22 protein-coding genes are annotated in these 25,136 nt (G+C 65.0%); 18 read left to right on the forward strand and 4 right to left on the reverse strand.

The features are described 5' to 3' along the window. Nucleotides 1–23: 23 nt before the first annotated feature. The 9 genes from AC0L3B_RS16460 (at nucleotide 24) to AC0L3B_RS16500 (ending at nucleotide 8,874) form a co-directional block, all read left to right on the forward strand. Nucleotides 24–1,058, forward strand: a complete 1,035-nt coding sequence (locus AC0L3B_RS16460) for an ABC transporter ATP-binding protein (protein ID WP_473380734.1) — start codon at nucleotides 24–26, stop codon at nucleotides 1,056–1,058. Next, nucleotides 1,055–1,930 (forward strand): ABC transporter permease, encoded by an 876-nt coding sequence (locus AC0L3B_RS16465; RefSeq protein ID WP_018453753.1) that lies wholly within the window; start codon nucleotides 1,055–1,057, stop codon nucleotides 1,928–1,930. Before AC0L3B_RS16460 ends, AC0L3B_RS16465 begins: the two co-directional genes overlap by 4 nt. Continuing rightward, entirely contained in the window at nucleotides 1,927–2,733 is an 807-nt protein-coding gene (locus AC0L3B_RS16470; RefSeq protein ID WP_204512231.1) for an ABC transporter permease, read from the forward strand. The genes AC0L3B_RS16465 and AC0L3B_RS16470 overlap by 4 nt, the downstream gene beginning before the upstream one ends. Before the next feature lie 8 nt (nucleotides 2,734–2,741). Continuing rightward, a complete protein-coding gene (locus tag AC0L3B_RS16475) occupies nucleotides 2,742–3,878 on the forward strand; it encodes an NAD(P)/FAD-dependent oxidoreductase (RefSeq protein ID WP_085359493.1) in 1,137 nt (378 codons plus the stop codon). Nucleotides 3,879–3,897: 19 nt separating this feature from the next. Then, the gene (locus AC0L3B_RS16480; RefSeq protein ID WP_018453756.1) at nucleotides 3,898–4,194 is read left to right on the forward strand and encodes a (2Fe-2S)-binding protein; all 297 of its coding nucleotides are present in this window, start codon (nucleotides 3,898–3,900) and stop codon (nucleotides 4,192–4,194) included. Continuing rightward, nucleotides 4,191–5,609: an FAD/NAD(P)-dependent oxidoreductase gene (locus AC0L3B_RS16485; RefSeq protein ID WP_085359491.1), complete on the forward strand. Its 1,419-nt coding sequence runs from the start codon at nucleotides 4,191–4,193 to the stop codon at nucleotides 5,607–5,609. Before AC0L3B_RS16480 ends, AC0L3B_RS16485 begins: the two co-directional genes overlap by 4 nt. Next, nucleotides 5,606–6,727, forward strand: a complete 1,122-nt coding sequence (locus AC0L3B_RS16490; protein WP_018453758.1) for an NAD(P)/FAD-dependent oxidoreductase — start codon at nucleotides 5,606–5,608, stop codon at nucleotides 6,725–6,727. Before AC0L3B_RS16485 ends, AC0L3B_RS16490 begins: the two co-directional genes overlap by 4 nt. A gap of 14 nt (nucleotides 6,728–6,741) precedes the next feature. After that, nucleotides 6,742–7,089: a RidA family protein gene (locus tag AC0L3B_RS16495; RefSeq protein ID WP_085359489.1), complete on the forward strand. Its 348-nt coding sequence runs from the start codon at nucleotides 6,742–6,744 to the stop codon at nucleotides 7,087–7,089. Between the two features lie 171 nt (nucleotides 7,090–7,260). Continuing rightward, the gene (locus AC0L3B_RS16500; RefSeq protein WP_377791974.1) at nucleotides 7,261–8,874 is read left to right on the forward strand and encodes an ABC-F family ATP-binding cassette domain-containing protein; all 1,614 of its coding nucleotides are present in this window, start codon (nucleotides 7,261–7,263) and stop codon (nucleotides 8,872–8,874) included. A gap of 185 nt (nucleotides 8,875–9,059) precedes the next feature. Here the strand turns inward: AC0L3B_RS16500 and AC0L3B_RS16505 are convergent, their stop codons facing one another. Then, entirely contained in the window at nucleotides 9,060–10,394 is a 1,335-nt protein-coding gene (locus tag AC0L3B_RS16505; RefSeq protein ID WP_085359486.1) for a dicarboxylate/amino acid:cation symporter, read from the reverse strand. Between the two features lie 124 nt (nucleotides 10,395–10,518). Between AC0L3B_RS16505 and AC0L3B_RS16510 the strand changes: the two genes are divergently transcribed. From AC0L3B_RS16510 to AC0L3B_RS16545, 8 genes are all read left to right on the forward strand, one after another. Continuing rightward, nucleotides 10,519–11,832: a solute carrier family 23 protein gene (locus AC0L3B_RS16510; protein WP_085359484.1), complete on the forward strand. Its 1,314-nt coding sequence runs from the start codon at nucleotides 10,519–10,521 to the stop codon at nucleotides 11,830–11,832. 79 nt (nucleotides 11,833–11,911) lie between these two features. Continuing rightward, nucleotides 11,912–12,748 (forward strand): SDR family oxidoreductase, encoded by an 837-nt coding sequence (locus tag AC0L3B_RS16515; RefSeq protein WP_085359482.1) that lies wholly within the window; start codon nucleotides 11,912–11,914, stop codon nucleotides 12,746–12,748. Nucleotides 12,749–12,800: 52 nt separating this feature from the next. Beyond that, nucleotides 12,801–13,607, forward strand: coding sequence for an NAD-dependent protein deacetylase (locus AC0L3B_RS16520; RefSeq protein ID WP_085348919.1), 807 nt, complete (start codon nucleotides 12,801–12,803; stop codon nucleotides 13,605–13,607). Nucleotides 13,608–13,748: 141 nt separating this feature from the next. Then, on the forward strand, nucleotides 13,749–15,833 hold the full coding sequence (locus AC0L3B_RS16525; protein WP_018453764.1) for a hydantoinase/oxoprolinase family protein: 2,085 nt from the start codon (nucleotides 13,749–13,751) through the stop codon (nucleotides 15,831–15,833). Nucleotides 15,834–15,835: 2 nt separating this feature from the next. Continuing rightward, nucleotides 15,836–17,494, forward strand: a complete 1,659-nt coding sequence (locus AC0L3B_RS16530) for a hydantoinase B/oxoprolinase family protein (protein ID WP_018453765.1) — start codon at nucleotides 15,836–15,838, stop codon at nucleotides 17,492–17,494. 39 nt (nucleotides 17,495–17,533) lie between these two features. Continuing rightward, nucleotides 17,534–18,532, forward strand: a complete 999-nt coding sequence (locus tag AC0L3B_RS16535) for a TRAP transporter substrate-binding protein (protein WP_018453766.1) — start codon at nucleotides 17,534–17,536, stop codon at nucleotides 18,530–18,532. 9 nt (nucleotides 18,533–18,541) lie between these two features. Further along, nucleotides 18,542–19,135: a TRAP transporter small permease subunit gene (locus AC0L3B_RS16540; RefSeq protein WP_018453767.1), complete on the forward strand. Its 594-nt coding sequence runs from the start codon at nucleotides 18,542–18,544 to the stop codon at nucleotides 19,133–19,135. A 34-nt stretch (nucleotides 19,136–19,169) separates the two neighbouring features. Then, nucleotides 19,170–20,474 (forward strand): TRAP transporter large permease, encoded by a 1,305-nt coding sequence (locus AC0L3B_RS16545; protein ID WP_018453768.1) that lies wholly within the window; start codon nucleotides 19,170–19,172, stop codon nucleotides 20,472–20,474. 52 nt (nucleotides 20,475–20,526) lie between these two features. Here AC0L3B_RS16545 and AC0L3B_RS16550 read toward each other — a convergent pair whose 3' ends face one another. Further along, nucleotides 20,527–21,171 (reverse strand): glutathione binding-like protein, encoded by a 645-nt coding sequence (locus tag AC0L3B_RS16550; RefSeq protein ID WP_018453769.1) that lies wholly within the window; start codon nucleotides 21,169–21,171, stop codon nucleotides 20,527–20,529. A gap of 116 nt (nucleotides 21,172–21,287) precedes the next feature. On the opposite strand from AC0L3B_RS16550, the gene AC0L3B_RS16555 reads away from it, so the two are divergent. Continuing rightward, a complete protein-coding gene (locus AC0L3B_RS16555; protein ID WP_473380735.1) occupies nucleotides 21,288–21,932 on the forward strand; it encodes a TetR/AcrR family transcriptional regulator in 645 nt (214 codons plus the stop codon). A gap of 121 nt (nucleotides 21,933–22,053) precedes the next feature. Here AC0L3B_RS16555 and AC0L3B_RS16560 read toward each other — a convergent pair whose 3' ends face one another. Together AC0L3B_RS16560 and AC0L3B_RS16565 are read right to left on the reverse strand one after the other, a co-directional pair. Next, the gene (locus tag AC0L3B_RS16560) at nucleotides 22,054–24,021 is read right to left on the reverse strand and encodes a methyl-accepting chemotaxis protein (protein ID WP_018453771.1); all 1,968 of its coding nucleotides are present in this window, start codon (nucleotides 24,019–24,021) and stop codon (nucleotides 22,054–22,056) included. A 118-nt stretch (nucleotides 24,022–24,139) separates the two neighbouring features. Continuing rightward, nucleotides 24,140–25,105: a 2-hydroxyacid dehydrogenase gene (locus AC0L3B_RS16565; protein ID WP_473380736.1), complete on the reverse strand. Its 966-nt coding sequence runs from the start codon at nucleotides 25,103–25,105 to the stop codon at nucleotides 24,140–24,142. Nucleotides 25,106–25,136: the final 31 nt, after the last annotated feature.

Here is a 25,136-nt window from a genome sequence, read left to right on the forward strand (position 1 = left end):
TCGGTCATCCCGGAGACAGTGCGATGGCCTATCTCGAGCTCGAAGGGGTCGCCAAGCAATTCGGAGCGCAGACTGTCGTCGACGACTTCAGTCTCGCGGTCGGGAAGGGGGAGTTCGTCTCCTTTCTCGGCCCCTCCGGCTGCGGCAAGACCACGACCCTGCAGATGATCGCGGGCTTCCTCGATCCCACCCGCGGCGCGATCCGGCTGCAAGGCAAGGATCTGACCGCGATCCATCCGGCCAAACGCGGGCTCGGGATCGTGTTCCAGAGCTACGCGCTGTTTCCGCACATGACCGCGGCCGAGAATGTCGCCTTCGGGCTCGAGATGCGCAATGTGCCGCGCGGCGAACGGACCGAGCGCGTTCGCGCAGCGCTCGCGATGGTCGGGCTTGCCGGCTACGAGGATCGCCATCCGCGTCGCATGTCCGGCGGCCAGCAGCAGCGCGTGGCGCTGGCGCGCGCGCTGGTGATCAAGCCGAGCGTGCTGTTGCTCGACGAGCCGCTATCGAATCTCGACGCCAAGCTGCGCGAGGAGATGCAGATCGAGCTGCGCCAGATCCAGCGTACCATCGGCACCACCACGATCCTCGTCACCCACGACCAGAACGAGGCGATGTCGTTGTCCGACCGCATCGTGGTGATGAGCCAGGGCCGGATCGAGCAGATCGGCACGCCGCAAGAGACTTATGAGAAGCCGGCCTCGGCCTTCGTCTCGCAGTTTTTGGGAAAGACCAACGACTTTGCCGCGACGATCGATCGGACCAGTGCGCCTGGGCTATTGATTGTCGGCTCGTGGAGCGCGCCTGCGCCTGTCGGGCGCAGCGGTCCCGTCACCATTAGCATTCGCCCCGAGCGGATCGACTTTGGCGACGCGGGCCTCAGCGCAAAGATCGTCACACGCATCTTCCAGGGCAATCACTGGCTGTTCCAGTGCGAGAGCGAATGCGGCCCGGCGACCGTGATCCGCCAGAATGACGGCCGGTCGCAGCCGGTCGAAGGCGAGGCCGTTCACCTCACCTGGCGGCCCGAGGACATGAGCGTGAGGGGCGTCGCATGAGCGCTTCCGCCGAGGAACGAAACGCACGCACGCCCTGGGCGCTGACGGCGCCCGCTTTGATGCTGTTCGTCGGCGTGCTCCTGATTCCGCTGGCAATGACCGTGATGCTGTCGTTCCATGATTGGGGCCAGTACAAGGGCATCGAGCCGGTCTTCATCCTCAAGAACTGGCATGAGATCGTAACCGATCCCTATTACGCCGAGATGTTCGGGCGGACGTTTCGCATCGCGATCCTGACTACGCTGCTCACCGCCGTGCTCGGTGCACCCGAAGCCTACATCCTCAACCGCATGAGCGGACGCTGGAAGAGCGTTTTTCTCCTGGTCATCCTAGGGCCGTTGCTGATTTCCGTGGTGGCGCGGACGCTCGGCTGGGCGCTGCTGTTCGGCGGCAACAACGGCCTCGTCAATAAGCTGCTGATGTCGGCCGGGCTGATCCGCGCGCCTATCCCCTTCATGTTCACCGAAACCGGCATGGTGGTCGCACTCGCGCACGTGATGATGCCGTTCATGGTGCTGTCGGTGTGGGCGGCGCTGCAGCGGCTCGATCCGCAGATCGAGAATGCCGCGATGTCGCTCGGCGCCGGCCCTGCGACCATCATCCACCGCATCATCATGCCGCAGATCATGCCGGGCGTGCTGTCTGGGGCGATCATCGTGTTCTCGCTCTCGGCCAGCGCGTTTGCGACGCCCGCCATCATCGGCGGCCGTCGACTCAAGGTCGCGGCGACGCTGGCCTATGACGAGTTCCTCAACACGCTGAACTGGCCGCTGGGGGCGGCGGTCGCCACGCTGCTGCTGGCCGCGCTGGTCTTGATCGTCGTCGGCAGCAACGCACTGATCGAGCGCCGTTACGCGGAGGTGTTCCGATGAGCCGGAATGGCCCGCTCGCGCTGATCTTCCACACCATCTTTGTCATCGTCATGGTGGCGCCGATCCTCGTCGTCTGCCTCGTTGCGTTCACGCCTGAAGGCTTCCTGTCGTTGCCGACAAACGGTTTTTCGTTGCGCTGGTTCAGGGCGATTGCCAACTATCCCGAATTCGTCCATGCTTTCTGGGTCAGCCTTGGCCTGGGCGCACTATCGTCGTTCGTCGCGCTATTATTCGCGGTACCGGCGGCGCTCGCGATCGCGCGCTATCGCTTCCGCGGCCGTGATGCGCTCGCGGCCCTCTTTCTCTCGCCGCTGATGATCCCGCATGTCGTGCTCGGCATCGCGTTCCTGCGCTTCTTCACCTCGGCCGGGATGGGCGGCAGCTTCGCCGCGCTGATCATCGCGCATGTCATCATCGTGTTTCCGTTCGCGCTACGGCTGACCCTGGCGGCGGCGACCGGCATGGACCTTTCGGTCGAGATGGCGGCGGTCTCGCTCGGTGCCGGCGGCTGGACGCTATTCCGCCGCGTGACGCTGCCGTTGATCCTGCCCGGCGTCATCAGCGGCTGGGCGCTCGCCTTCATCCAGTCCTTCGACGATCTCACCATGACCGTCTTCCTCGCGGCACCCGGCACCGAAACATTGCCGGTGCGCATGTTTCTGTACATCCAGGACAACATCGATCCGCTGGTGACGTCAGTCTCGGCCTGCGTGATCGCGATCACCATGACCGCCCTCATTCTGCTCGACCGCTTCTACGGGCTCGACCGCGTGCTCGCCGGCAAGGGCGATACAGGGCGATAGGAGAGTCCATGCGAACAGATTACGACGTCGCCGTCGTCGGTGGCGGATTGCTCGGCTCCGCCATTGCCTGGGGCCTCGGCCGACTCGGCAAGAGCGTCGCCGTGCTCGATGAAGGCGACATCACCAAGCGTGCCTCGCGTGCCAACTTTGCGCTGGTCTGGGTGCAGAGCAAGGGGCTCGGCATGCCGGCCTATACCGTCTGGACGGTGCAGGCGTCACAGGCGTGGAGCAGGCTCGCCTCGGAGCTGAAGCAGCAGACCGGCCTCGATGTCTCGCTTCAGCAGAACGGCGGTTTTCATCTGACGCTTGGCGAGGACGAGTTCGGTCAGCGCGCCGAGCTGGTCAAGCGCATGCACAACCAGACGGGTGCCGCCGATTACAAGATGGAGATGCTGCCGGCATCCGAGGTGAAGAAGGCGCTGCCGCTGATCGGGCCCGAGGTCTCCGGCGGCAGTTATTGTCCACTCGACGGTCACGTCAATTCGCTGCGCACGTTTCGTGCGTTCCACACCGGCTTCAAGGCATTCGGCATCGACTATCTTCCGGAGCGCCCGGTCTCGGCGATCAGCAGGAGCAGCGGCGAATTCTGCCTGACGACGCCGCAGGGCGAGCTCCGTGCCGCCAAGATCGTGCTCGCCGCCGGCAATGCTAACCAGACCCTGGCGCCGATGGTCGGTCTCCACGCCCCGATGGGCCCGACCCGCGGCCAGATCGTGGTGACCGAGCGCACCATGCCCTTTCTGCCGCATCCGCTGACCACGATCCGCCAGACCGACGAGGGCACGGTGATGATCGGCGACAGCAAGGAAGACGAGCTCGACGATCGCGCGCTGAAGCACTCGATCAGCGCCGTGATGACGGATCGCGCCCAGCGCATGTTTCCGCATCTCGCGCGGCTCAACGTGGTCCGGAGCTGGGCCGGCATCCGCGTCATGCCGCAGGACGGCTTTCCGATCTACGACCAGTCGGAGACGCATCCCGGTGCCTTCGTCGCCTGCTGCCACTCCGGGGTGACACTCGCCTCCAACCACGCCTTCGAGATCGCGCGGATGGTTGCGCAAGGCGCGCTCGAGCCCGAGCTGGTCGGCGCGTTCTCGGCCAGCCGTTTTGGCGCCGCCGGTGCCGCGAACAACAGCGGCTACTAGGGACATTGAAGGAGCCAGGATGTTCAAACGATCCGAGCAGGACAAGCGGCCAGCGGTGCAAATCTTCGTCGATGGCGTTGCCGTCGCGGCGCGGCAGGGCGACACCGTCTCCGCCGCGCTGCTGGCCTCGAGCTGCGATGCACGCCGTTCGACCGCAGTCAGCGGGGCGCTGCGTTTGCCCTATTGCATGATGGGCGTGTGCTTCGATTGCCTCGTCACCATCGATGGCGTCGGCAACCGACAGGGCTGCCTGGTGCCGGTCACCGACGGCATGCAGATCGAGATTCAGAAGGGCAAGCGGGAGATCGGGAAATGACTGTGGCTCCCAAGCGCGAAGAATATGACGTCGTGGTGATCGGGGCCGGGCCTGCCGGCCTTGCCGCCGCCGCGACGGCCGCCGAAGCCGGCCTGTCCACGCTGCTGCTCGACGAGAATATCGGCCCCGGAGGCCAGGTGTTTCGTGCCATCGCCTCGACGCCGGTGACCGACCGCAGCCAGCTCGGTGAGGACTATTGGGTCGGTACCGATCTCGTGCAGGCGCTACGCGCAGGCAACGCGGAGGTCATTCAGCGCGCAACGGTCTGGAGCCTCGATCGCAATCTCGATATCGCCGTCTCGGTCGGCGGCGCGTCCGCCTTCGTCAAGGCCAGGCGCGTGATCCTCGCGACCGGCGCGCTGGAGCGGCCGTTTCCGATTCCCGGGTGGACGCTTCCGGGCGTGATGACCGCGGGCGCCGCGCAGACCATGTTGAAATCATCGGCCCTGGTGCCGGATGGCCGCACGGTGATCGCGGGGCAGGGGCCGCTGCTCTGGCTGCTCGCCGCGCAGATCTTGCGTCTCGGCGGTCGCATCGATCGCATTCTCGACACCACCGAGCGCGGAAACTATTTCGCCGCACTCCCCCACGCTTTCGCTTTCCTGACCTCGCCGTATTTCGCCAAGGGCTTGTCGATGATGCGCGAGGTGAAGGCGAAGGTGCAGGTCGTCTCAGGTGTCAGCGAGCTTGCTGCCTCTGGTGACGGCCAACTCGCGAACGTCAGCTATGTCGCCGGCGGCAAACGCGAGACCGTCCTTGCGGATCTCTTGCTGCTGCACCAGGGCGTCGTGCCCAACGTCAATCTGGCGATGGCGGCCGGAATCGAGCATCGCTGGGATGATTTGCAATTGTGCTGGTCTCCGGTGCTGGATGCCAGCGGCAATTCGTCGGTCGCCGGCATTGCGATTGCTGGCGACGGCGCCGGCATCGGCGGGGCGAACGCAGCCGTAGTGCGCGGCCGCATCGCGGCACGCGCGGCAGTGGAGGCGTTGGCGCCTGCGGCTGCAAAAAAATTTGCGCCGATGGCGAGCCTCCGCGCCGATCTCGCCAAGGCCGAACGTGGTCGCGTTTTTCTCGACACGCTGTTCCGGCCGGCGCCGCAGTTTCGCATTCCCGCAGGCGACACCATCGTCTGTCGCTGTGAGGAGGTCACCGCAAAGGATATTCTCGACGCCGTCGCGATCGGCGCGACCGGGCCGAACCAGCTCAAGGCCTACCGCCGCACCGGCATGGGGCCGTGCCAGGGCCGGCTCTGCGGCCTCACCGTCACCGAGCTGATGGCGCAGGCGCGGGGCAAGAGCCCGCAGGAGATTGGCTATTACCGGCTGCGCGCGCCGGTCAAGCCGATCACGCTCGCCGAGCTCGCCGCCGTTCCGAAGAGCGCAGACGACATCAAGGCGGTGGTGCGCGGATGACGAAAAACGTGGATGCGATCGTCGTCGGCGGCGGCATCCACGGGTGCTCGACCGCGCTATATCTGTGTCTCGCCGGCCTCAAGCCGGTGCTGATCGAGAAGGACTATGCCGGCCGGCACGCTTCCGGTGTCAACGCCGGCGGCGTGCGCCAGCTTGCGCGGCACATCCCCGAAATCCCGCTTTCGATCCGCTCGATGGGTATCTGGGAGAAGATCACCGATCTCCTCGACGACGATTGCAGCTTTGAGAGCTATGGCCAGGTCCTCGTCGCCGAGAACGAAGAGGAACTCGCGGTCTGCCGCGCACGTGTGGCCGAGCTCAACGCGCTCGGCTTCACCCACGAAGAGCTGATCGATGCCGCAGAGCTGCGGCGCCTCGTGCCGGCGGTGGCCGAGACCTGTCCCGGCGGCGTGGTCTCGCGCCGCGACGGTGCGGCCAATCCCGCGCAGGCGACGACGGCGTTCCGTCGCAAGGCGGAGCAACTAGGTGCGACCGTGCGCGAGGGCATTGCCGCCACGAATATCCGGCACACCGATGGTCTCTGGCATGTCGATGTCGGCGCCGAGAGCTTTGCCGCGCCGGTGCTCGTCAATGCCGCCGGCGCCTGGGCCGGGACCATCGCAGCCGCGCTCGGTGAGCCCGTTCCGGTCGAGACGGTGGCGCCGATGTTGATGATCACCTCGCGCGTGCCGCATTTCATCGATCCGGTCGTGATCCTGCGCGGCCGCAAGCTGTCCTTCAAGCAATTCAAGAACGGCACGGTGCTGATCGGCGGCGGCCATTTGGCTACGCCCCATCAGGATCGCAACGAGACGGTGTTGGACTGGAAAAGCCTCGCGACCAGCGCCCGCACCGTGTTCGAGCTGTTCCCGGTCATGCGCGACGCGACGATCATGCGGGCCTGGGCCGGCATCGAGGCCAAGACCAAGGACGATCTGCCCGTGTTTGGACCGAGCAGCCGGCACAAGGGCCTCTATCACCAATTCGGTTTTTCGCTGCACGGTTTCCAGCTCGGCCCCGGCGCGGGCGCCGTCATGGCGGAGCTGATCGTCAACGGCGGCACCCAGACCCGCATCGGCGATCTCGGCATCGACCGTTTCCACCCCTCCACGCTCTAGCAAAAGAGGACATCATGAGCATTACCCGCAGCATCCGCACGTCCATCATGCACCGCGCCGTCGAAGCCAACGGCTTCGTCTTCATTGGCGGCACCATCGCCGACGACACCTCTGTGTCGATGGGCGAGCAGACCCGCAACATCCTCGGCAAGATCGCCGGCTATCTGAAGGAAGCGGGCACCGACAAGTCGCGCGTCGTGAGCACCTCGATCTTCGTCACGGACCTTTCCAAGAAGAAGGAGATGGACGCGGTCTGGACCGAGTTCTTCGGCGACAATCTGCCGACCCGCGCCACCGTCGGCGTCGCCGATCTCGGCGGCAGCGCGCTGATCGAGGTCGTGGTCACCGCGCTCAAGGGTTGATCGCGCGGGCCTGCGGCGGACGTCGGCGCTCCGCGCGCCGTCGCTCCTCAGAGCCTCGCCTTGATCTCGCCCTTCGATGGGATTAGTTAGAGAGCCCTCAAACAGGATATTCGAGATCCATGGATTTGACCCCGACCGCAAAGCCGACCTGCCTTGCTCACGGGGAATTCCATGCCTGCTTCCATCATCCTGTCCAACCTGTCGCTGTCCTCGCCTGACGGCCGCTCTCTTTTTTCCAATATCGATCTGACGTTCGGCGCCGAGCGGACCGGCCTCGTCGGCCGCAACGGCGTCGGGAAGACGACGCTGCTTGCGTCGATTTCGCGAGAGCACATTCCTCAATCGGGGCGCGTTGCTATCAACGGAACCGTTGGTCTGTTGCGCCAGGACGTCCAGCCCCTTGCGGGCGCGAAGGTGATCGACCTGTTCGGTGCGCGAGCCGCGCTCGATCTGCTTCGCCGTGCCGAGCGCGGGGATGCCTTGGCCGAGGAGGTTTCCGAGGTCGATTGGACCCTCGAAACACGGCTTACGTCCGCCCTTGCGCGTGTCGGGTTCGACGTCGCTCCGGAGATCGAGCTCGACCGCCTGTCGGGCGGGCAGGTCACGCGGGTTCGTCTGGCCGCGCTGATCTTTGCGGAGCCAGACTTCCTGCTGCTCGACGAGCCCACCAACAATCTCGATCGGGAGGGGCGCAAGGCGGTGATCGATTTCCTTGCGTCTTGGCGCGGTGGGGCGATCGTCGTCAGCCACGATCGGAGCCTGCTCGAAACCATGGATGCGATCGTCGAGCTGACGTCGCTCGGAGCTACGCGATACGGCGGCAATTGGAGCAGTTATTGCGAGCAGAAAGCCGTTGCGCTCGCGGCTGTCAGGCACGACCTCGCGCATGCCCAGAGGCGCCTGTCCGAGATCGACGGGAAAGCGCAGGAGGCCGCGGAGAGGAAAGCGCGCAAGGACGGCGGGGGCAAGAAGAAGCGCGCCAAGGGCGACATGCCGCGCATCCTGGCCGGCGCACGCAAGGACCGTAGCGAAGACACCGGCGGCAAGACCGCGCAGATCGCCGAGCGGCGGCGTGCGGATGCGCTTGAGGCCCTTGATACGGCGCGCCGGCGCATCGAGATTCTTCAGCCGCTGTCGGTGAAGCTGCCCTCGACCCGGCTGCCAGCGGGCAGGGAGGTGGTTTGGCTCGATTGCGTCAGCGCCGGCTATCGGCCGGACCGGGAAGTCTTGCGCGATCTATCGCTCGCGATCGTTGGTCCGGAGCGCCTGGCAATTGTCGGACCCAACGGTTCCGGCAAGACGACGCTGCTGAAACTCGTCGCCGGCGAACTACGTCCGCTCTCCGGCACCATGCGGGTCAGGCCGGATCTTGCGCTGTTCGATCAGAAGGCCAGCCTGCTCGATCCCGCGGTCTCCATCCTGGATAACTTCAGGCGCTTCCATCCGAAGGCGGGTGCAAATGAATGCCATGCGGCGCTGGCCCGGTTCATGTTTCGAGCCGATGCCGCCTTGCAGATTGCGGGACATTTGAGCGGCGGGCAGATGTTTCGTGCAGGCCTTGCCTGCGTGCTGGGCGGAGCGATGCCGCCGTCGCTGCTGATCCTCGACGAGCCGACCAATCATCTGGACATCGAATCCATCGAAGCCGTCGAAGCGGGCTTGAGGGCCTATGACGGCGCGCTGCTCGTCGTCAGTCATGATGAGGCGTTTTTGCAGGCGATCGGGATTACCCGACGGCTCGATCTTGCTGCCCCGAGGCAGCGCGCCGGTTGCAGGATCATTTGATCCCGCTTTGCGGTTCGGCACGACGACAATTTTCAAAAACCCGACGCCCTGCCCCCAGCGCGTCGGGTGGAAAAAGATGAGTATCAATCCGTGATCCCAACGCAGCAGTTGTGACTCGCGTCGCTCCAATTTACCACTCCGGGAAACTACCGTTGGAACCGGACGCCGCCCAACCTGCGCGCGGCCTAGGAGGCGGCGCTGCCGCCCGGTTCGAGCGCCTCACCCATCTCCAGCGGATGGGCCATGGTCTCGTGCAGCGCATCGCGGTCGAGCTCGCCTTCGGAGATGCTGATGACGACACAGGCGACGCCGTTGCCGATCAGATTGGTCAGCGCGCGGCACTCGCTCATGAACTTGTCGATGCCGACAAGGATCGCAATCGACTGGATCGGGATGTCGGGCACGATCGAGAGCGTCGCCGCCAGCGTGATGAAGCCCGCTCCCGTCACGCCAGAGGCGCCCTTCGAGGTGATCATGGCGATGCCGAGAATGCCGAGCTCCTGCCAGATGGTCAGATGGGTATTGGTCGCCTGCGCCAGGAACAGCGTTGCCAGCGTCATGTAGATGTTGGTGCCGTCGAGGTTGAAGCTGTAACCGGTCGGAATGACGAGGCCGACCACCGAACGCGAGGCGCCGAGATGCTCCATCTTCTGGATCATCTGCGGCAGCACCGTTTCTGATGACGAGGTGCCGAGCACGATCAGCAGCTCGTCCTTGATGTAGGCGATGAAACGCAAGATCGAGAAGCCGGCGAGCCGCGCGATTGCGCCGAGCACGACCACAACGAACAGGATGCTGGTGAGATAGAACGTGCCGATCAGGGCCGCGAGGTTGAGCAGCGAACCGAGGCCGTAGGCACCGACGGTGAACGCCATCGCGCCGAACGCTCCGATCGGGGCGACGCGCACGATGATGCGGATGATGCCGAAGAACATCTTTGCGGCCTTGTCGATCGCCTCCGCAATGGGCTCGCCGGCCTTGCCGAGGAACGCGATGGCGAAGCCCGACAGGATCGAGATCAGTAGCACCTGCAACAGATCGCCGCGTGCGATGGCGCCCAGATAGCTGTCGGGGATGATCGCCATCAGATGGGCGACGATGCCTTCTTCCTTGGCCTTGGTGACGTAGGTCGCCACCGATTTCGGGTCAATCGTGGCGGGATCGATGTTGAAGCCGTGCCCGGGCTGGAGCACCTCGCCGACCAGCAGGCCGACCGCGAGCGCCACGGTCGAGACCGTCTCGAAATAGATCAGCGACTTCAGCCCGACCCGACCGACGCGCTTGAGGTCGCCCATCGAGGAGATGCCGTGCACCACGGTGCAGAAGATCACCGGCGCGATCATCATCTTGATCAGCGCGATGAAACCGTCACCGAGCGGCTTCAGGGCCTTGCCGAGATCGGGATAGAAATAGCCGACGAGCACCCCGAGTGCGATCGCGATCAGCACCTGAATGTAGAGGATCTTGTACCAGGGCTGGTGCCGGCGGTGGACGGCTGGCTGGATCGCAATCTGTGTCATAGAATAGGCCCCGGACGTATTGATCTTGTTTGATTTGCATCATGTGATGGCCGCTGCAGAAGCGACAATCACATTTTTGTCTGTTCGCACGAAGATCGGTCGCTGCACCGCAACTGGGGGGAACATGCCGATTGCAACGGGCTCCGATGAGCGAGCGCAAGGCTATTTTCCGCGTTGGATTCTGAAGTCCTCCGGCGTGATCATGCCCGAGCAGCGGCTGCCGCTTGGCCAGACCGTCGTCTCCGGTCTCCAGCATTGCGTCGCAATGTCGGGCTCGACGATCATCGCGCCGCTGCTGATGGGGTTCGATCCCAATGTTGCGGTGCTGTTTTCCGGCATCGGCACGCTGATCTTCTTCGTCATCGTCGCGGGGCGCGTGCCGAGCTATCTCGGCTCGAGCTTCGCGTTCATCGCGGTCGTGATCGCCGCCACAGGCTATGCCGGGCACGGGCCGAACCCGAACCTGTCGGTTGCGCTTGGCGGCATCGTAGGAGCCGGCGTCCTCTATGGCCTGATCGCGCTGGTCGTGATGTGGTCGGGGGTTGGCTGGATCGAGAAGCTGTTGCCGCCGGTCGTCACCGGCGCTGTGGTCGCCGCGATCGGCCTCAACCTCGCGCCGGTGGCGGTCAAGGCAGTGAGCGCCAATGCGTTCGACACAGGAATCGGGCTCGCGACCGTTCTGATCATCGGCGTGGTTGCCGTTGGCGCGCCTGGCCTGTGGCGCCGCCTGCCGATCATTCTCGGCGCGATCGGCGGATATCTTTTGTACCTGCTGTTCGCGAACGGCCTCGGCTTCGGCAGGCCGATCGACTTCACGCAAGTTTCGGCTGCGTCGCGGATCGGCCTGCCGAGTTTTACCACGCCGACCTTCCAGGCCGATGCAATCGTCCTGATCGCGCCGGTCGCGATCATTCTCGTCGCCGAGAACCTCGGTCACATCAAGGCCGTCGGCGCCATGACGGGCCGGAGCCTCGATGACTATCTCGGCCGCGCCTTGCTTGCCGACAGCCTCGCGACCATGGTGGCCGCCTGCGGCGGCGGCACCGGCGTCACCACCTATGCCGAAAACATCGGCGTCATGGCGGCGACGAAGGTCTATTCGACCTTGCTGTTTGCCTTCGCGGCGATGGTGTCGATCGTGCTCGGCTTCTCGCCGAAATTCGGCGCGCTGGTCCTGTCGATCCCGGGTCCCGTCATCGGTGGGCTCTCGATCGTGCTGTTCGGGTTGATCGCCGCAATGGCCGGCCGGATCTGGGTCGAGAACAAGGTCGACTTCTCAAGTCCGGCAAACCTGATCACCGTCGCGGTCGCGCTCACCGCAGGCGCCGGCGACCTCACGCTCAAATTCGGCGCCTTCACGATCGGCGGGATCGGCACCGCAACCTTTGGCGCCATCATCCTGTACCAGATCCTGACTTCGCGACTGGCTCGCCGCTAGGAGTGAATCCCAGCGGTGCGCCGACGGATGGAACAAAACGCCGGTTCCCTCCATGTTGATGTGTCCCCGGAGAAGAACGATGCCACATACCGACCGCTCGACCACCTTTTCTTCGCGCCTCGTCGGCCAATACGCGCTGGTGACGGGCGCCTCGCAAGGCATCGGCCGCGCCGTCGCCATTCGGCTTGCCCAGGAAGGCGCGACCGTTGCCATCAACTATGTCGATCATCCGGAAAAGGCAGAGGAGGTGCTCGCGTACGCGCGTACGGCATCGAGCGATCGCGGCCACGGCAAGCTCGACCATGTCGTCGTCAGGGCCGACGTCAGCAACGAGCAGGACGTAGCCGCGATGTTCGAGACGATCCTGGCGCGCTGGAAGCGTCTCGACTGCCTGGTCAACAATGCGGGCTTCCAGCGGGAATCGCCGAGCGAGGCGCTCGACATCGACACCTATCGCCGCATCATCGACGTCAATCTCAACGGCGCCGTGCTCTGCGCCCAGAAGGCGCTCGCGCATTTCGTTGCGCGCGGCGCAGGCGGCAGCATCATCAATTGCTCCAGCGTCCACCAGATCATCCCGAAACCCGGCTACCTCGCCTATTCCATCAGCAAGGGCGGCATGGCCAATCTGACACGCACGCTGGCACTCGAATTCGCCGGCCGCGGCATTCGCGTCAATGCGGTCGGTCCAGGCGCGATCGACACCCCAATCAACGCGGCCTGGACCGGCGATCCGGAAAAGCGCGGTGTGGTCACCAGCCACATTCCGCTCGGCCGTGTCGGCACGCCGGAGGAGATCGCCGGCGTGTTCGCCTTCCTCGCCTCGGATGAGGCCAGCTACATCACGGGGCAGACCATCTATGCGTGCGGAGGTCTGACGCTGTTTCCCGAATTCCGCGAGAACTGGGCAAGCTAGCGGGCTTCCTCGCCATCTGGCAAAACCGGCCTGCGCAGACTACATCTGCGTCATGGCAAATCATCCGCTCCGCGATTTCGTCGGACGGCACGAAAATCTGTTCGTGCTGACCGGCGCTGGCTGCAGCACCAATTCGGGCATCCCCGATTATCGCGACAGTCACGGCAACTGGAAGCGGACCCAGCCGGTGAACTTCCAGGCTTTCATGTCGGAAGAGCATACGCGTCGGCGCTATTGGGCGCGCAGCCTGATCGGCTGGCGGCGGTTCGGCCAGGCGAGGCCGAACGATGCGCATCACGCGCTCGCCCGGCTCGAGGCGAGCGGGCGTTGCGGAATGCTGCTGACCCAGAACGTCGACCGGCTGCATCAATCCGCCGGCCACCGCCAGGTGATCGACCTGCACGGCCGGCTCGATCTGGTCCGCTGCATGGGCTGCGGTCAAAAGACCCCGCGGAGCGAATTCCAGGAGACGCTCGGCCACGCCAATGCGGAATGGTTGACGCTCGACGCGGCCGATGCGCCCGACGGCGATGCGGACCTGGAGCATGCGGATTTTTCGTCGTTCAAGGTGCCGGCCTGCGAATCCTGCGGCGGCATCCTCAAGCCCGACGTCGTGTTCTTCGGCGAGACCGTCCCGCGCGACGTGGTCGTGACCGCGCAGGATCATCTGGCGCAGGCGGACGCCATGCTCATCGTCGGCTCGTCACTGATGGTCTATTCCGGTTTCCGCTTCGTGCAGGCGGCCGCGCAACGGCAAATCCCGATCGCTGCGGTCAATCTCGGACGCACCCGCGCCGATGATCTCCTCACGCTGAAGGTCGAGGAGCGCTGCGAAGCGGCGCTTGCATTCCTGCTCTGATCGCGCGGCCTGCGAACACGCCTTGCCTATTGCATGGGTGCCAAGCAGAATAGCTGGACGGCAGCATGTTCCTGTCATCCATGGCATGGAAATTGCTCCGCTTTTGTCCTCGGTCTTGACGATCAGCACGGAGAGTTTGGAATGCTTGAGGGAGCCGAGGTGCGGCTTGCCGTCGATATCGGTGGCACGTTCACCGACATCGTGCTGGATGTGGGCGAGGTGCGCAAGACGCGCAAATTGCTGACGACGCCGCAGCGGCCGGAAGAGGCGGTGCTGGACGGCATGCGGCTCATTCTCGCTGATGCGCGCGCCTATATCAGCGACATCGACGTCTTCATTCACGGCACGACGCTCGCGACCAACGCCATCATCGAGCGTCGCGGCGCCAAGACGGCGTTGATCGCGACCGAGGGCTTTCGCGACGTGCTCGATATCGGCACCGAGAGCCGCTACGACCAGTATGACCTCTCCATCGACAAGCCGAAGCCGCTGGCGCCGCGATCTTTGCGCTTCACCGTGCCCGAGCGCATCGACGCGCATGGCGCCGTCCGCCTCCCGTTGGACGAAGCGGCGGTGCGCGCGCTCGCGCCAAGATTGCGCGCGCTGAACGTCGAGAGCGTCGCAATCGCGTTCCTGCACTCCTACGCCAATCCCGAGCACGAGCGCCGCACGGCCGCGATCATCAGTGAGGAGATGCCCGGCATTTCCGTGACCGTATCGTCCGCGGTGTGCCCGGAGATCCGCGAATATGAGCGCACATCGACTGCAGTGGCCAACGCCTATGTGCAGCCGCTAATCGATGGTTATCTCGCTCGCATGTCCGACGCCTTGCAGGTCGAGCAGTACCGCGGCGCGATCTATCTCGTCACCTCCGGCGGCGGTGTCACCTCGATCGAGACGGCGCGGCGCTTTCCGGTGCGCCTCGTCGAATCCGGTCCTGCCGGCGGCGCCATTTTCGCGGCGCAGATCGCGGCGCGTCTCGGCGAGAGCAAGGTGCTGTCCTTCGATATGGGCGGTACCACGGCAAAGATCTGTCTGATCGAAAAATACCAGCCCGAGACCTCGCGCGTGTTCGAGGTCGATCGCGCAGCGCGCTTCCTGAAAGGTTCGGGTCTGCCGGTGCGGATTCCCGTGATCGAGATGGTCGAGATCGGCGCCGGCGGCGGCTCGATCGCCCATGTCGATGCGATGAAGCGCGTCACGGTCGGTCCTGAGAGTGCCTCGTCGGAGCCCGGGCCCGCCTGCTACGGCCGCGGCGGCCTGCGCCCGGCCGTGACGGATGCCGACGTCGCGCTCGGCATGATCGATCCGGACGACTTCGCGGGTGGCACGATCAAGCTCGACCCTGAACTCTCGAAGCAGGCGCTGCTGCGCAGCGTCGGCGAGCCGCTGGGTCTGTCGGCAGAGACTGCGGCCTATGCCGTGCACGAGGTCGTCTGCGAGAACATGGCGAGCGCGGCGCGCGTGCATGCGGTCGAGCGCGGTGAGATTGTCGGTCAGCACACGCTGATCGCCTTCGGCGGCGCGGCGCCTCTGCATGCGGCGCGCGTCGCCGAGAAGATCGGTGTCTCCCGCGTGATCGTTCCTTCCAATGCCGGCGTCGGCTCGGCCGTTGGCTTCCTCGCGGCTCCGATCGCCTACGAGCTGGTGCGCAGCCGTCATGTGCGGCTCGACGATTTCGACACCGAAGGGGTCTCCGATCTGCTCCAGGAGATGGTGACCGAAGCGCGTGCGCTGGTCGAGACGGGTGCGGCAGGCGCGCCGGTCCGCGAGCGCCGCGCGGCCTTCATGCGCTATGTCGGTCAAGGCCATGAGATCTCGATCGAACTGCCGAACCGGCGGCTGGCGACGGCCGATCTGGCCGGCCTGCGTCAGAAGTTCGAGGCGGATTATGCGGTGATGTTCGAGCGGCCGATCCCGGGTGCGGCGATCGAGGTCTTGAGCTGGTCGGTGCTTGCGACGACCGAGGCGCGCAATCCGCCTATTGTCGCGGCCGTTACGCGCAAGCCCGCCGGGAAGGCGACCGGCAGCCGCAAGTTCTTCGATGGCCGGGTCGGGGAGGTGATCGAGATCCCGCTCTATCGCCGCGAGGACATGGCGCCAGGCGCGACGATTGCAGGTCCCGCCGTGATCGCGGAGGACGAGACCTCGACGTTCGTCTCCAACAGTTTTGATGCCCATATCGACGGTGCCGGCAGCATCGTCATGGAACGGAAGGCGGCCTGATCATGAGCAAGGCAAGCGGCGCGAGCCTGATCGACCTTCAGATCATGTGGCACCGGCTGATCGCCGTGGTCGAGGAGCAGGCGCAGGTGCTGCTCCGCACGGCCTTCAGCCCGATCGTGCGCGAATGCGGCGACCTCTCGGCCGGCGTGTTCGACCTCAAGGGACGGATGCTGGCGCAGGCGGTGACCGGCACGCCCGGCCACGTCAACTCGATGGCGGAATCGGTCAAGCACTTCATCGCCCACTTTCCGATCGAGACGATGAAGGAGGGCGACGCCTACATCACCAACGATCCCTGGATGGGCACCGGCCATCTCAACGATTTCGTCGTCACCACGCCCTGCTTCAAGGACGGCAAGCCGGTCGCGCTGTTTTCCTGCACCAGCCATCTCATGGACATCGGCGGCATCGGCTTCGGACCCGACGCCACCGACGTGTTCATGGAGGGGCTCTACATCCCCATGCTGAAGCTGATCGACCAGGGCGTCGTCAACGAGACGCTGATGGCGATGATCCGCACCAACACGCGGCTGCCGATCGACACCGAGGGCGATACCTATTCGCTCGCCGGCTGCAACGACGTCGGCTGCGAGCGCCTGGTCGAGATGATGACCGAGTTCGGCATCGACTCGCTCGATGCGCTCGGCGACTACATCTGCGACCGCTCGCGCGAGGCCGTGCTGGCCGAGATCGCCAAACTGCCGAAAGGCAGCTGGCGCAACACCATGGTGGTCGACGGCTATGATGAGCCGGTCACGCTGGCCGCCGTGCTGACGATCTCGGACGAAGGCATCCACGTCGACTTCGACGGCACCTCGGCCGCGTCCAGGTTCGGCATCAACGTGCCTCTGTCCTACACCATCGCTTACACCGTGTTCGGTCTCGGCTGCGTCGTCGCCTCCCAGATTCCGAACAATGCCGGTTCGCTCTCGCCACTGACGGTGTCGGCTCCCAAAGGCGCGATCCTCAATGCGCCAAAGCCGGCGCCGGTCGCCTCGCGCCACATCATCGGCCAGATGCTGCCCGATGTCGTGTTCGGCTGCCTGCGCCAGATCATTCCCGAGCGCGTGCCCGCGGAAGGCACCTCGTGCCTGTGGAATCTCAACGTGCGCGGCCAGACCCGCTCGGGCGCCGGCGGCAATTACGGATTTTCGATGGCGGTGACCTCCAATGGCGGGACCGGCGCGCGCTTCGCGAAGGACGGGCTGTCGGCGACCGCCTATCCCAGCGGCGTGCGCGGCACGCCGGTTGAGATCGCCGAGACGCAGACGCCGCTGATCTTCTGGCGCAAGGAACTGCGTCCGGATTCCGGCGGGGCAGGGCGAACCCGCGGGGGCCTCGGCCAGATCATCGAGGTCGGCAGCGGTGTCGATGGGCCGTTCGACATCCTGGCGGCATTCGATCGCATCGATCATCCGCCACGCGGACGTGATGGCGGCAAGAACGGCGAGGCCGGCTATGTCGGCCTGAAGTCCGGCAAGAAGCTGCGTGGAAAAGGCTTTCAGCAGGTGCCGCCGGACGACCGGCTGGTGGTGCTGACACCAGGCGGCGCCGGCATCGGCGATCCCCGGGAGCGCGCGCCGACAGCCGTCAACGACGACATCGAAAGCGGCCTCGTGTCTGCCGACAATGCGGTTGAAATTTATGGGCACACGCGATGACGCTTCAGGCGTCGTGCGCGTAGCAAACGGAGGGGCTCAATGATCACGCGACGGACTTTTACCGCGGGCGCAGCGACGCTGCTCGCAGCCGGCCACATCTCGACCCGCGCGCGAGCGGCGACGGTAAGCTGGGACATGTCGACGGTATGGCCCGACGGCAATTTCCACACCCAGAACGCGTTTGCCTTCGCGGAAGAGGTGAAGAAGCAGACGGCTGGCTCGGTCGCGATCACCGTGAAGGCCGGTGGACAGCTCGGCTTCAAGGGCCCCGAGCATCTGCGCGCCGTCCGCGACGGTCTGGTGCCGCTCGCCGACGTCCTCAATATTCAGCAGGTCGGCGACGAACCCTTCATGGGCGTCGAAAGCATTCCCTTTCTCTGCGGCTCCATGGACGAATTGAAGGTGCTGCACAAATACGTGCGGCCCGAATACGAGAAGGTCGCCGCGCGCAACAACCAGAAGATCCTCTACATCGTGCCCTGGCCGACGCAATATCTGCATCTCAAGGTCAAGGTCGCCGATGTCGACGGCTTGAAGAACATCAAGATCCGCGTGCCCGACAAGAACGCCGTCGACATGCTGGCCGTGGTCGGCATGGCGCCGGTGATGATTCCGTGGGGCGAGACCATCCCGGCGCTGGCGTCGGGCGCGGTCTCCGGCGTATCCACCTCGTCGGTGTCGGGCGTCGACGGAAAATTCTGGGAATTCCTGAAATACATCTACCCGACCAACCACGTCTGGTCGTCGCAGATGCTCACCGTCAACCTCGATTCCTGGAAGGCGCTGAGTGCCGATCAGCAGCAGCTCGTCGCCGGCATTGCCGCGAAGATGGAGCCGGGCTTCTGGGCGAACTCGCTCAAGGCGGACGTCGACAGCCTCAACCGGCTCAAGGAAGGCGGCATGGAGGTGGTGCCGGTCTCGGATGCCATGATCACGGACATTCGCGCCAAGACCGCGCCGCAGCTCGACGCTTTCGTCAAGCGCGTGCCGGCGGCCGACAAGCCGGTGCGGGCCTATCTCGCGGAAATGAAGCGCTGAGGACTTGCAGTGGCGGATGTTTTGCCTGCGTCGTCCCATAGTCTCAACGCGGCGGCGCCGGAGCCGCTGCGCATCCTGCTCGACGGCATCGACCGTCTTGGCCGGCTGGACGGCTGGATCGGTGGCGGCTGCCTCTTGATGCTGACGCTGCTGATGCTGTGCGAGGTCGCAACGCGCTTCCTCTCGAACTTCCTGCCGTTCTTTCCGCCCACAATCTCGATCGCGTGGGAGTATTCCTCCTATCTGATGGCGGCGTCCTTCACCTTCGGCGCCGCCATGACCCTGCGCGTCGGCGGCCATATCCGTGTCGTGCTGCTGCTGAAGAACGTCCCCGCTCCGTTTCAGCGCGCGATCGAAATCCTGTCGGCCGCCGCCGGCTTCGCCTTCATGGCCTTCCTGACATCGTCGATGGCGAAGTTCGCCTTCGGCGCCTATGTGCGCGGCCAGGTCTCGACCTCGAGCGACACCCCGCTGTGGTTTCCACAGGCCGTCGTCACCTTCGGCATGCTGCTGCTGACGCTGCAGTTCCTGGCGCGCGTGATCCAGGCCGTGCTCGGCCTGCCGCTGGAGGACCACCGCATGAAGGCCTCGCCCGTCGAATGATCGCCCACGCGCCAGCCAGCAGACACCGGATACCATGACCATCGAAGTCATTGCTCTCTTCGGGATCCTGTTTGCGCTTCTGGCATGCGGCGTATGGATCGGCCTGACGCTTGCGCTCACCGCAACGCTGCTGCTGGCGATGTTCCGCTCAATCCCGCTCGACAAGCTGCTGCCGCAATACGCCTGGAACATCTTGACGACGCAGGAACTGCTGGCGCTGCCGCTGTTCATCCTGATGGGCGAGTTGCTGTTTCGCACCCGTCTGTCACGTTCTCTGTTCCAGGGGCTCGCGCCCTGGGCGGGGCTTTTGCCGGGTCGTCTTCTGCATGTGAACGTGATCGGCTGCACCATCTTCGCCGCAATCTCCGGCTCGTCGGCGGCGACGACGCAGGTGATCGGCCGCATGTCCCTGAACGAACTGCTGCGCCGCGGCTATTCCCGCGACATCGCGATCGGCTCGCTCGCCGGCGCCGGCACGCTCGGCTTTTTGATCCCGCCATCCAACATCATGATCATCTACGGCGTGCTCGGCGACGTCTCGATCCTGAAACTGTTCACGGCCGGGGTGCTGCCCGGACTGCTGCTGGCCGCCACCTTCATGGGGTGGGTGATGCTGCACACGACCCTTAACCCCGGCATGGTGCCGGAGGCGGAAGCCAAGCTCTCGCAAGTGCCATGGCGCGAACGGTTTGCGGCGCTCAAGGACCTCGCGCCGGCGCTGTTCCTGATCGCCTGCGTGCTCGGCTCGATGTATGGCGGGCTGGCGACGCCGTCGGAGGCCGCCGCGGTCGGCGTGTTCGGCGCGGCGCTGGTCGCCTGGGCGCAGGGCTCGATGTCGCAGCAGGTGATGCGTGACGTGCTGATCGGCTCGGTCGTGACCTGTTCGATGATCGCGCTGATCGTGCTCGGCGCCTCGATCCTCGGCAACGCCGCGGCCTTCCTCGGCATCCCGCAGGCAGTCGCCGCCTTCGTGAAGGGCTTGGGGCTATCGCCGTTCATGCTGATCGTGGTGCTGATTATCTTTTATCTGATCCTCGGCTGTTTCCTCGATGGCTTCTCGATGATCGTGATGACGCTGCCGATCGTGCTGCCGATCGTGAAGGGCGCGGGCTTCGACGAGATCTGGTTCGGCATCTTCCTCGTGCTCGCGGTCGAGATGGCCCAGATCACGCCGCCGGTCGGCTTCAACCTGTTCGTGATCCAAGGCCTGACCGACGACGGCCTCGGCTACATCGCGCGCGTCACGATGCCCTATCTCCTCATCATGGTCGGATTCGTGCTGCTGCTGACGCTCTGGCCCGGCATAGTCACGATCCTGCCGAGGGTGTTGTACGGATAGATTGCGCCGTCCCGGCCGCTCAGCCGGGACGGCGCGCCTCAATCGTCAAAGCTTACGCCGCGGCCTTCTTCCGCGCCTGCTCGGCCTTGTACAGCTCGAACTCTTCCGCGATCGCCTTGGCGATCGAGGGCCGTTGACGCAGGCGTTCGTAATAGGCCTTCACGTTCGGCCATTTGGCGAGCTCGATCGGCGGCGTCGCCATGGTCCAGTTGATGACCGTGACGAGATAGGCGTCGGCGACGCTGAATTGGTCGAGCAGGAAGTCGCGCCCCTTCAGGTAATTGTCGAGATAGTCCAGCCGCGACAGGTTCTTCTCCAGCGCGTAGGCTTTCGTCTCCTGCGGCGCCTTGCGGTCGAGCACCGGGATGAACAGGCCCTTGTGCAGCTCGGTGCCGATGAAGCAGAGCCATTGATGCAGTCGCGTGCGCTCGATGCCCGCTGCGGCTCCGAGACCCGATTGCGGGAAGCGGTCGGCGATATATTGCAGGATCGCGGCGTTCTCGGTCAGCACCACGCCGTCGTCCGTCCGCAGTGTCGGCACCAGGCCGATCGGGTTCACGGTTCGAAAGTCGGTGCCGTCGCTCAGCACCGTCTTGGTCGGCGGATCGACTTCGAGATAATTGGCTTCGGCGCCGGCTTCATACAGCGCGACGCGGCTCGCCATCGAACAGGCGAGCGGCGAGAAATAAAGATCCATCTTGAGCCTCCTTGGGCAATTCTTCGATGTGACTTTTGGAGTGGCGCTCAACCTGGCCAGATTGATTTTTGTACTGTCTTGCATATTATGGAGTTGGTCAAGGATTAAATTGCGAAATGGTACAAAAATCGAAGCCTCCAGCTGCTGCCACTGAGCCCAAGCGCCGCGGCCGTCCGCGCGCCTACGAACCCGAGGTCGCGCTCGGCAAGGCGCTCGACCTGTTCCGCACGCAGGGTTTCGCCGCGACCTCGCTCGACGATCTCAGCGAAGCCACCGGCATGAATCGCCCGAGCCTCTATGGCGCCTTCGGCGACAAGCGCGAGCTCTACATCAAGAGCTATCAGCGCTACCGTGAGGACGCGCGCGCATCCATGGTGGAGATCTTTCGCCAGGAGATGCCCGTGCGCCAGCGGCTGGAGCGTATCTTCGCCTCCGCGCTGAACATCTATCTGTCCGGCGCGCCCGGCCCGCGCGGCTGCTTCACCGTGGTCACGGCGGCCTCCGAAGCGGTCGGCGATCCCGACATCCGCGCCATGGTGCTCGATGGCCTTAACGAACTCGACAAGGCGTTTGCGAGTTGCTTCCGCCGCGCCAAGGAGAAAGGCGAATTGCCCGAAAGCGCCGATCCCGCCGTGCTGGCGCAGCTCGCATCTGCGACGGTGCACTCAATTGCCATTCGGTCGCGCGCCCGCGTATCGCGGAAGGAGCTCGAGGCGATCGTGAAGGGAGCGATCGATCTGATGGTGGGACGAAAGAGCTAGGCGGTTGCGTGGCGCGAGCTAACGTCGTCCTGGCGAAAGCCAGGACCCCTAGCCACCGAATCTGGTTTGGCGAAGATTCGGAGTTGCCGCCGTCGCGCCGCAGCTCCTCCCTGTAGCCCGCCTACGCCGCGCGAATATGCGCGAGGAAGCGATCCACCTCGTCGCGCAGCCGCTGCGATTGCTTTGACAGCTCGATCGCCGAGCCCAGGACTTCCTCCGCCGCTGTTCCCGTCGCGGCGATGCCGGCGGTGACGCCTGCGATGTTTTGCGAGACCTCGCCGGTGCGGGCGGCTGCCTGCTGCACGTTCTGGGCGATCTCCTGCGTTGCGGTGCCCTGCTGGCCGACGGCGGCGGCGATCGCGGCGGAGATCTCGTCGACCTCCTGGATCGTTGCGCAGATCGACTGGATGCCGTCCACTGCGCCGGTGGTCTCGCCTTGTACCGCCGTGACCTGGGCGCCGATCTCCTCGGTCGCTTTGGCGGTCTGGGTTGCCAACGCCTTCACCTCGGAGGCAACCACCGCGAAGCCGCGGCCGGCTTCGCCCGCGCGCGCCGCCTCGATCGTCGCGTTGAGGGCCAGCAGATTGGTCTGCTCGGCGATGCCGCTGATGAAGGAGACGACGTCGCCGATTTTTTGCGCGGCGTCGGCCAGACTTTGCACGCGCTCGTTCGACCGTCGTCCGTCGCTCGCGGCTTTGCCGACCACCGCGGTCGCGTGCGCAAGGCGCCGGCTGATCTCGGTCATGGACGACGACAGCTCTTCCGCGGCGGCAGCGACCGTCTGCACATTTTCCGAGGCGAGCGCCGAGGCCGACGACACCGTGCCGGTCTGCTGCCGCGACCGCTCGACGATATCAGACATCGAGCGCGCCGTGTTCTCCATCTCGACCGCGGCCGAGGAGACCGTGGTGACGACCTCGCGGATGCTGGCTTCGAAATTGTCGGCGAGCGCGGCGAACGCGCGTCGCTTCTCCGCTTCGGATTGCGCCTTAGTGTCGGCCTGTTCGGCCTGGAGCCGGTTGAAGTTGACGGCGTTGTCGCGGAACACCGCGACAGCCTTGACCATCGCGCCGACCTCGTCATTCGCCTTGCTGACGGGGACGGTGACATCGAGGTGTCCGTCGGCCAGCTCGCGCATCACGCTGGTGATGGAAATGATCGGGCGCGAGATGCTGCGGGCGATGAGATAGCCGACGATGGCGGCGAGCACGAGCCCGAGCGCGGCGATGCCGAATGCCAGCAGCCAGGCACGGTCGGCGGAGGCCACATAGTCGGCATTGTCCATCACCAGTTCGACGGCGCCGAGCGGCTTGCCGGAAAAATCCCTGATCGGTCCGAGCAGCGCCGCTACCGGCGTCGTGTCGAGCTTGGCCTGCCGTACCGTGAAGTCGCCGCCGGCGGCGCGGCCGTAATCGGCCGCATCGAAGAAGCTCTTCCCCTTCAGCGTGCCGCCGAACAGCTTGAAGCCGCCGCCGTCCGCGAGATGGAAGGCGATGTCGACATGGCGGTTGGTCTTGAAATCGTCGAGGAAGGACTGGCCGAAGGTCAGGCCAAACTCCACTGAGCCGAGATGCTTGCCGCCTTGCGCGATCGGCACGACGCCGCGGATGCCGAGCCCAGCCAAGCCGCCCTCGAGGCCGACCACGACCTTGCGCTCCTGGTTGGCCATGATCACGGTTTTGCGGAAGCCCGAGAGGTCGTCGCCAAATTTAGCAGGCTGGTGCACGCGCAGGAACGAGGTCGCGGGCGCCACGTGGAACTGGAACTGTTCGACGCCGTACTCCGATTTGGTCGCAGCAAACACCGGCCCGAACAGGCTGATCAGGGCATTGCGATCCTGTTTGGCCATCGCGTCCTGCGTTGCCGGCATCGCGGCGACGACGGCGCTCATGGCGGCGGCGCGCTGGGATTCCTCGGCAATTCGCGACTGGAGCGCGTCGTAATGACTGCGAAGCTCGCGCTGGTCGGCCCGGTCGATGATGCCGGAAATGATCCACATTGCGCCTAGCACGGCGAACAGGGCGGTCGCCGCCGCCGTCACCGCCAGCGCAACCGTGATCCGCATCCTGAGGCCGAGCGTGAAGCGCATGTCCGACTCGTTCGTTGAGCGTTGATTAACAACGCCTATCAACTTCTCGCTAAGAGAGGGTGAACGGGATAGCGGCCGACGATCGGTGATTTTACGGGCTCGGGTGGCACGTGAGGTCTCAATACCCCCGCGTCCGGTCGACCACGTTCTCCAGCACACCACACGCCTCGAACCGCGCGATCTGCTCCGCGGCATAGGCCGAGATCGCGTCAGCGTCGGTGTCGGCGGCGTTATGCGGGGTCAGCAAGACCTTGGAATGGGTCCAGAACCGGCTGTCCGCCGGCTGCGGCTCCTGTACGAAGACGTCGAGCGAGGCGGCGCCCAGCGTGCCGTCGTCGAGGCAGGCCAGGATGTCGGCTTCATTCTGGAGGCCGCCGCGGCCGGCGTTGATCAGCACGGGCGCACCGAGCGGGCTCTTGCGGTTGAGCTTGGTGAAGACGTCGCGGTTGAGGATGCCGTGTGTATCAGGCGTCAGCGGCAATAGGCTGACGAGAATATCGGTCGTGCGCAGGAACGCGTCGATTTGCCCGGCGCCATGGAAGCATTCGACACCCGCGATGATACGCGGGCTGCGGCTCCAGCCGGCGACGCGGAAACCAAGCCGCCGCAGCACATCGGCCGCATCAGTACCGAGCGTGCCCAGGCCCATGATACCCACCGTGACGGCGCTCGCTGGCCATTGATAGGTCGGCTCCCAGCGCTTTTCGCGCTGCGACTGGCGCAGATAAAGCTCCTGGCGGTGGTGCATCAGCACGTGCTGCACGACGTATTCGGTCATGCGGCCGGTCAGATCAGGCACGGCCACGCGCACCAGCGGCACGTTCGGAAGGCTCTTGTCCGCCATCAGCGCGTCGACGCCGGCGCCCAGATTGAAGATCGCACGCAGATTGGGGAAAGAGCCGAGGTCGCCCGGCACCGGCTTCCACACCGCGGCATAATGCACCTCGGCCGGATCGAGCCCGGCATCGGGCAGCAGCACCACGCGGCGGCCGCCGCAGACGGCGTCGAACCGGGCCTTCCAGCGCTCAGGCAGCCAGTTCTGCTGCGTGCTGTTGATCAGGACGGCCAGGGTGCCAACGGTCATTCGAAGTGCCTCTTTAAGTTCCGCTTTTGAA

It is taken from the genome of Bradyrhizobium sp. Kon56, assembly GCF_055807635.1.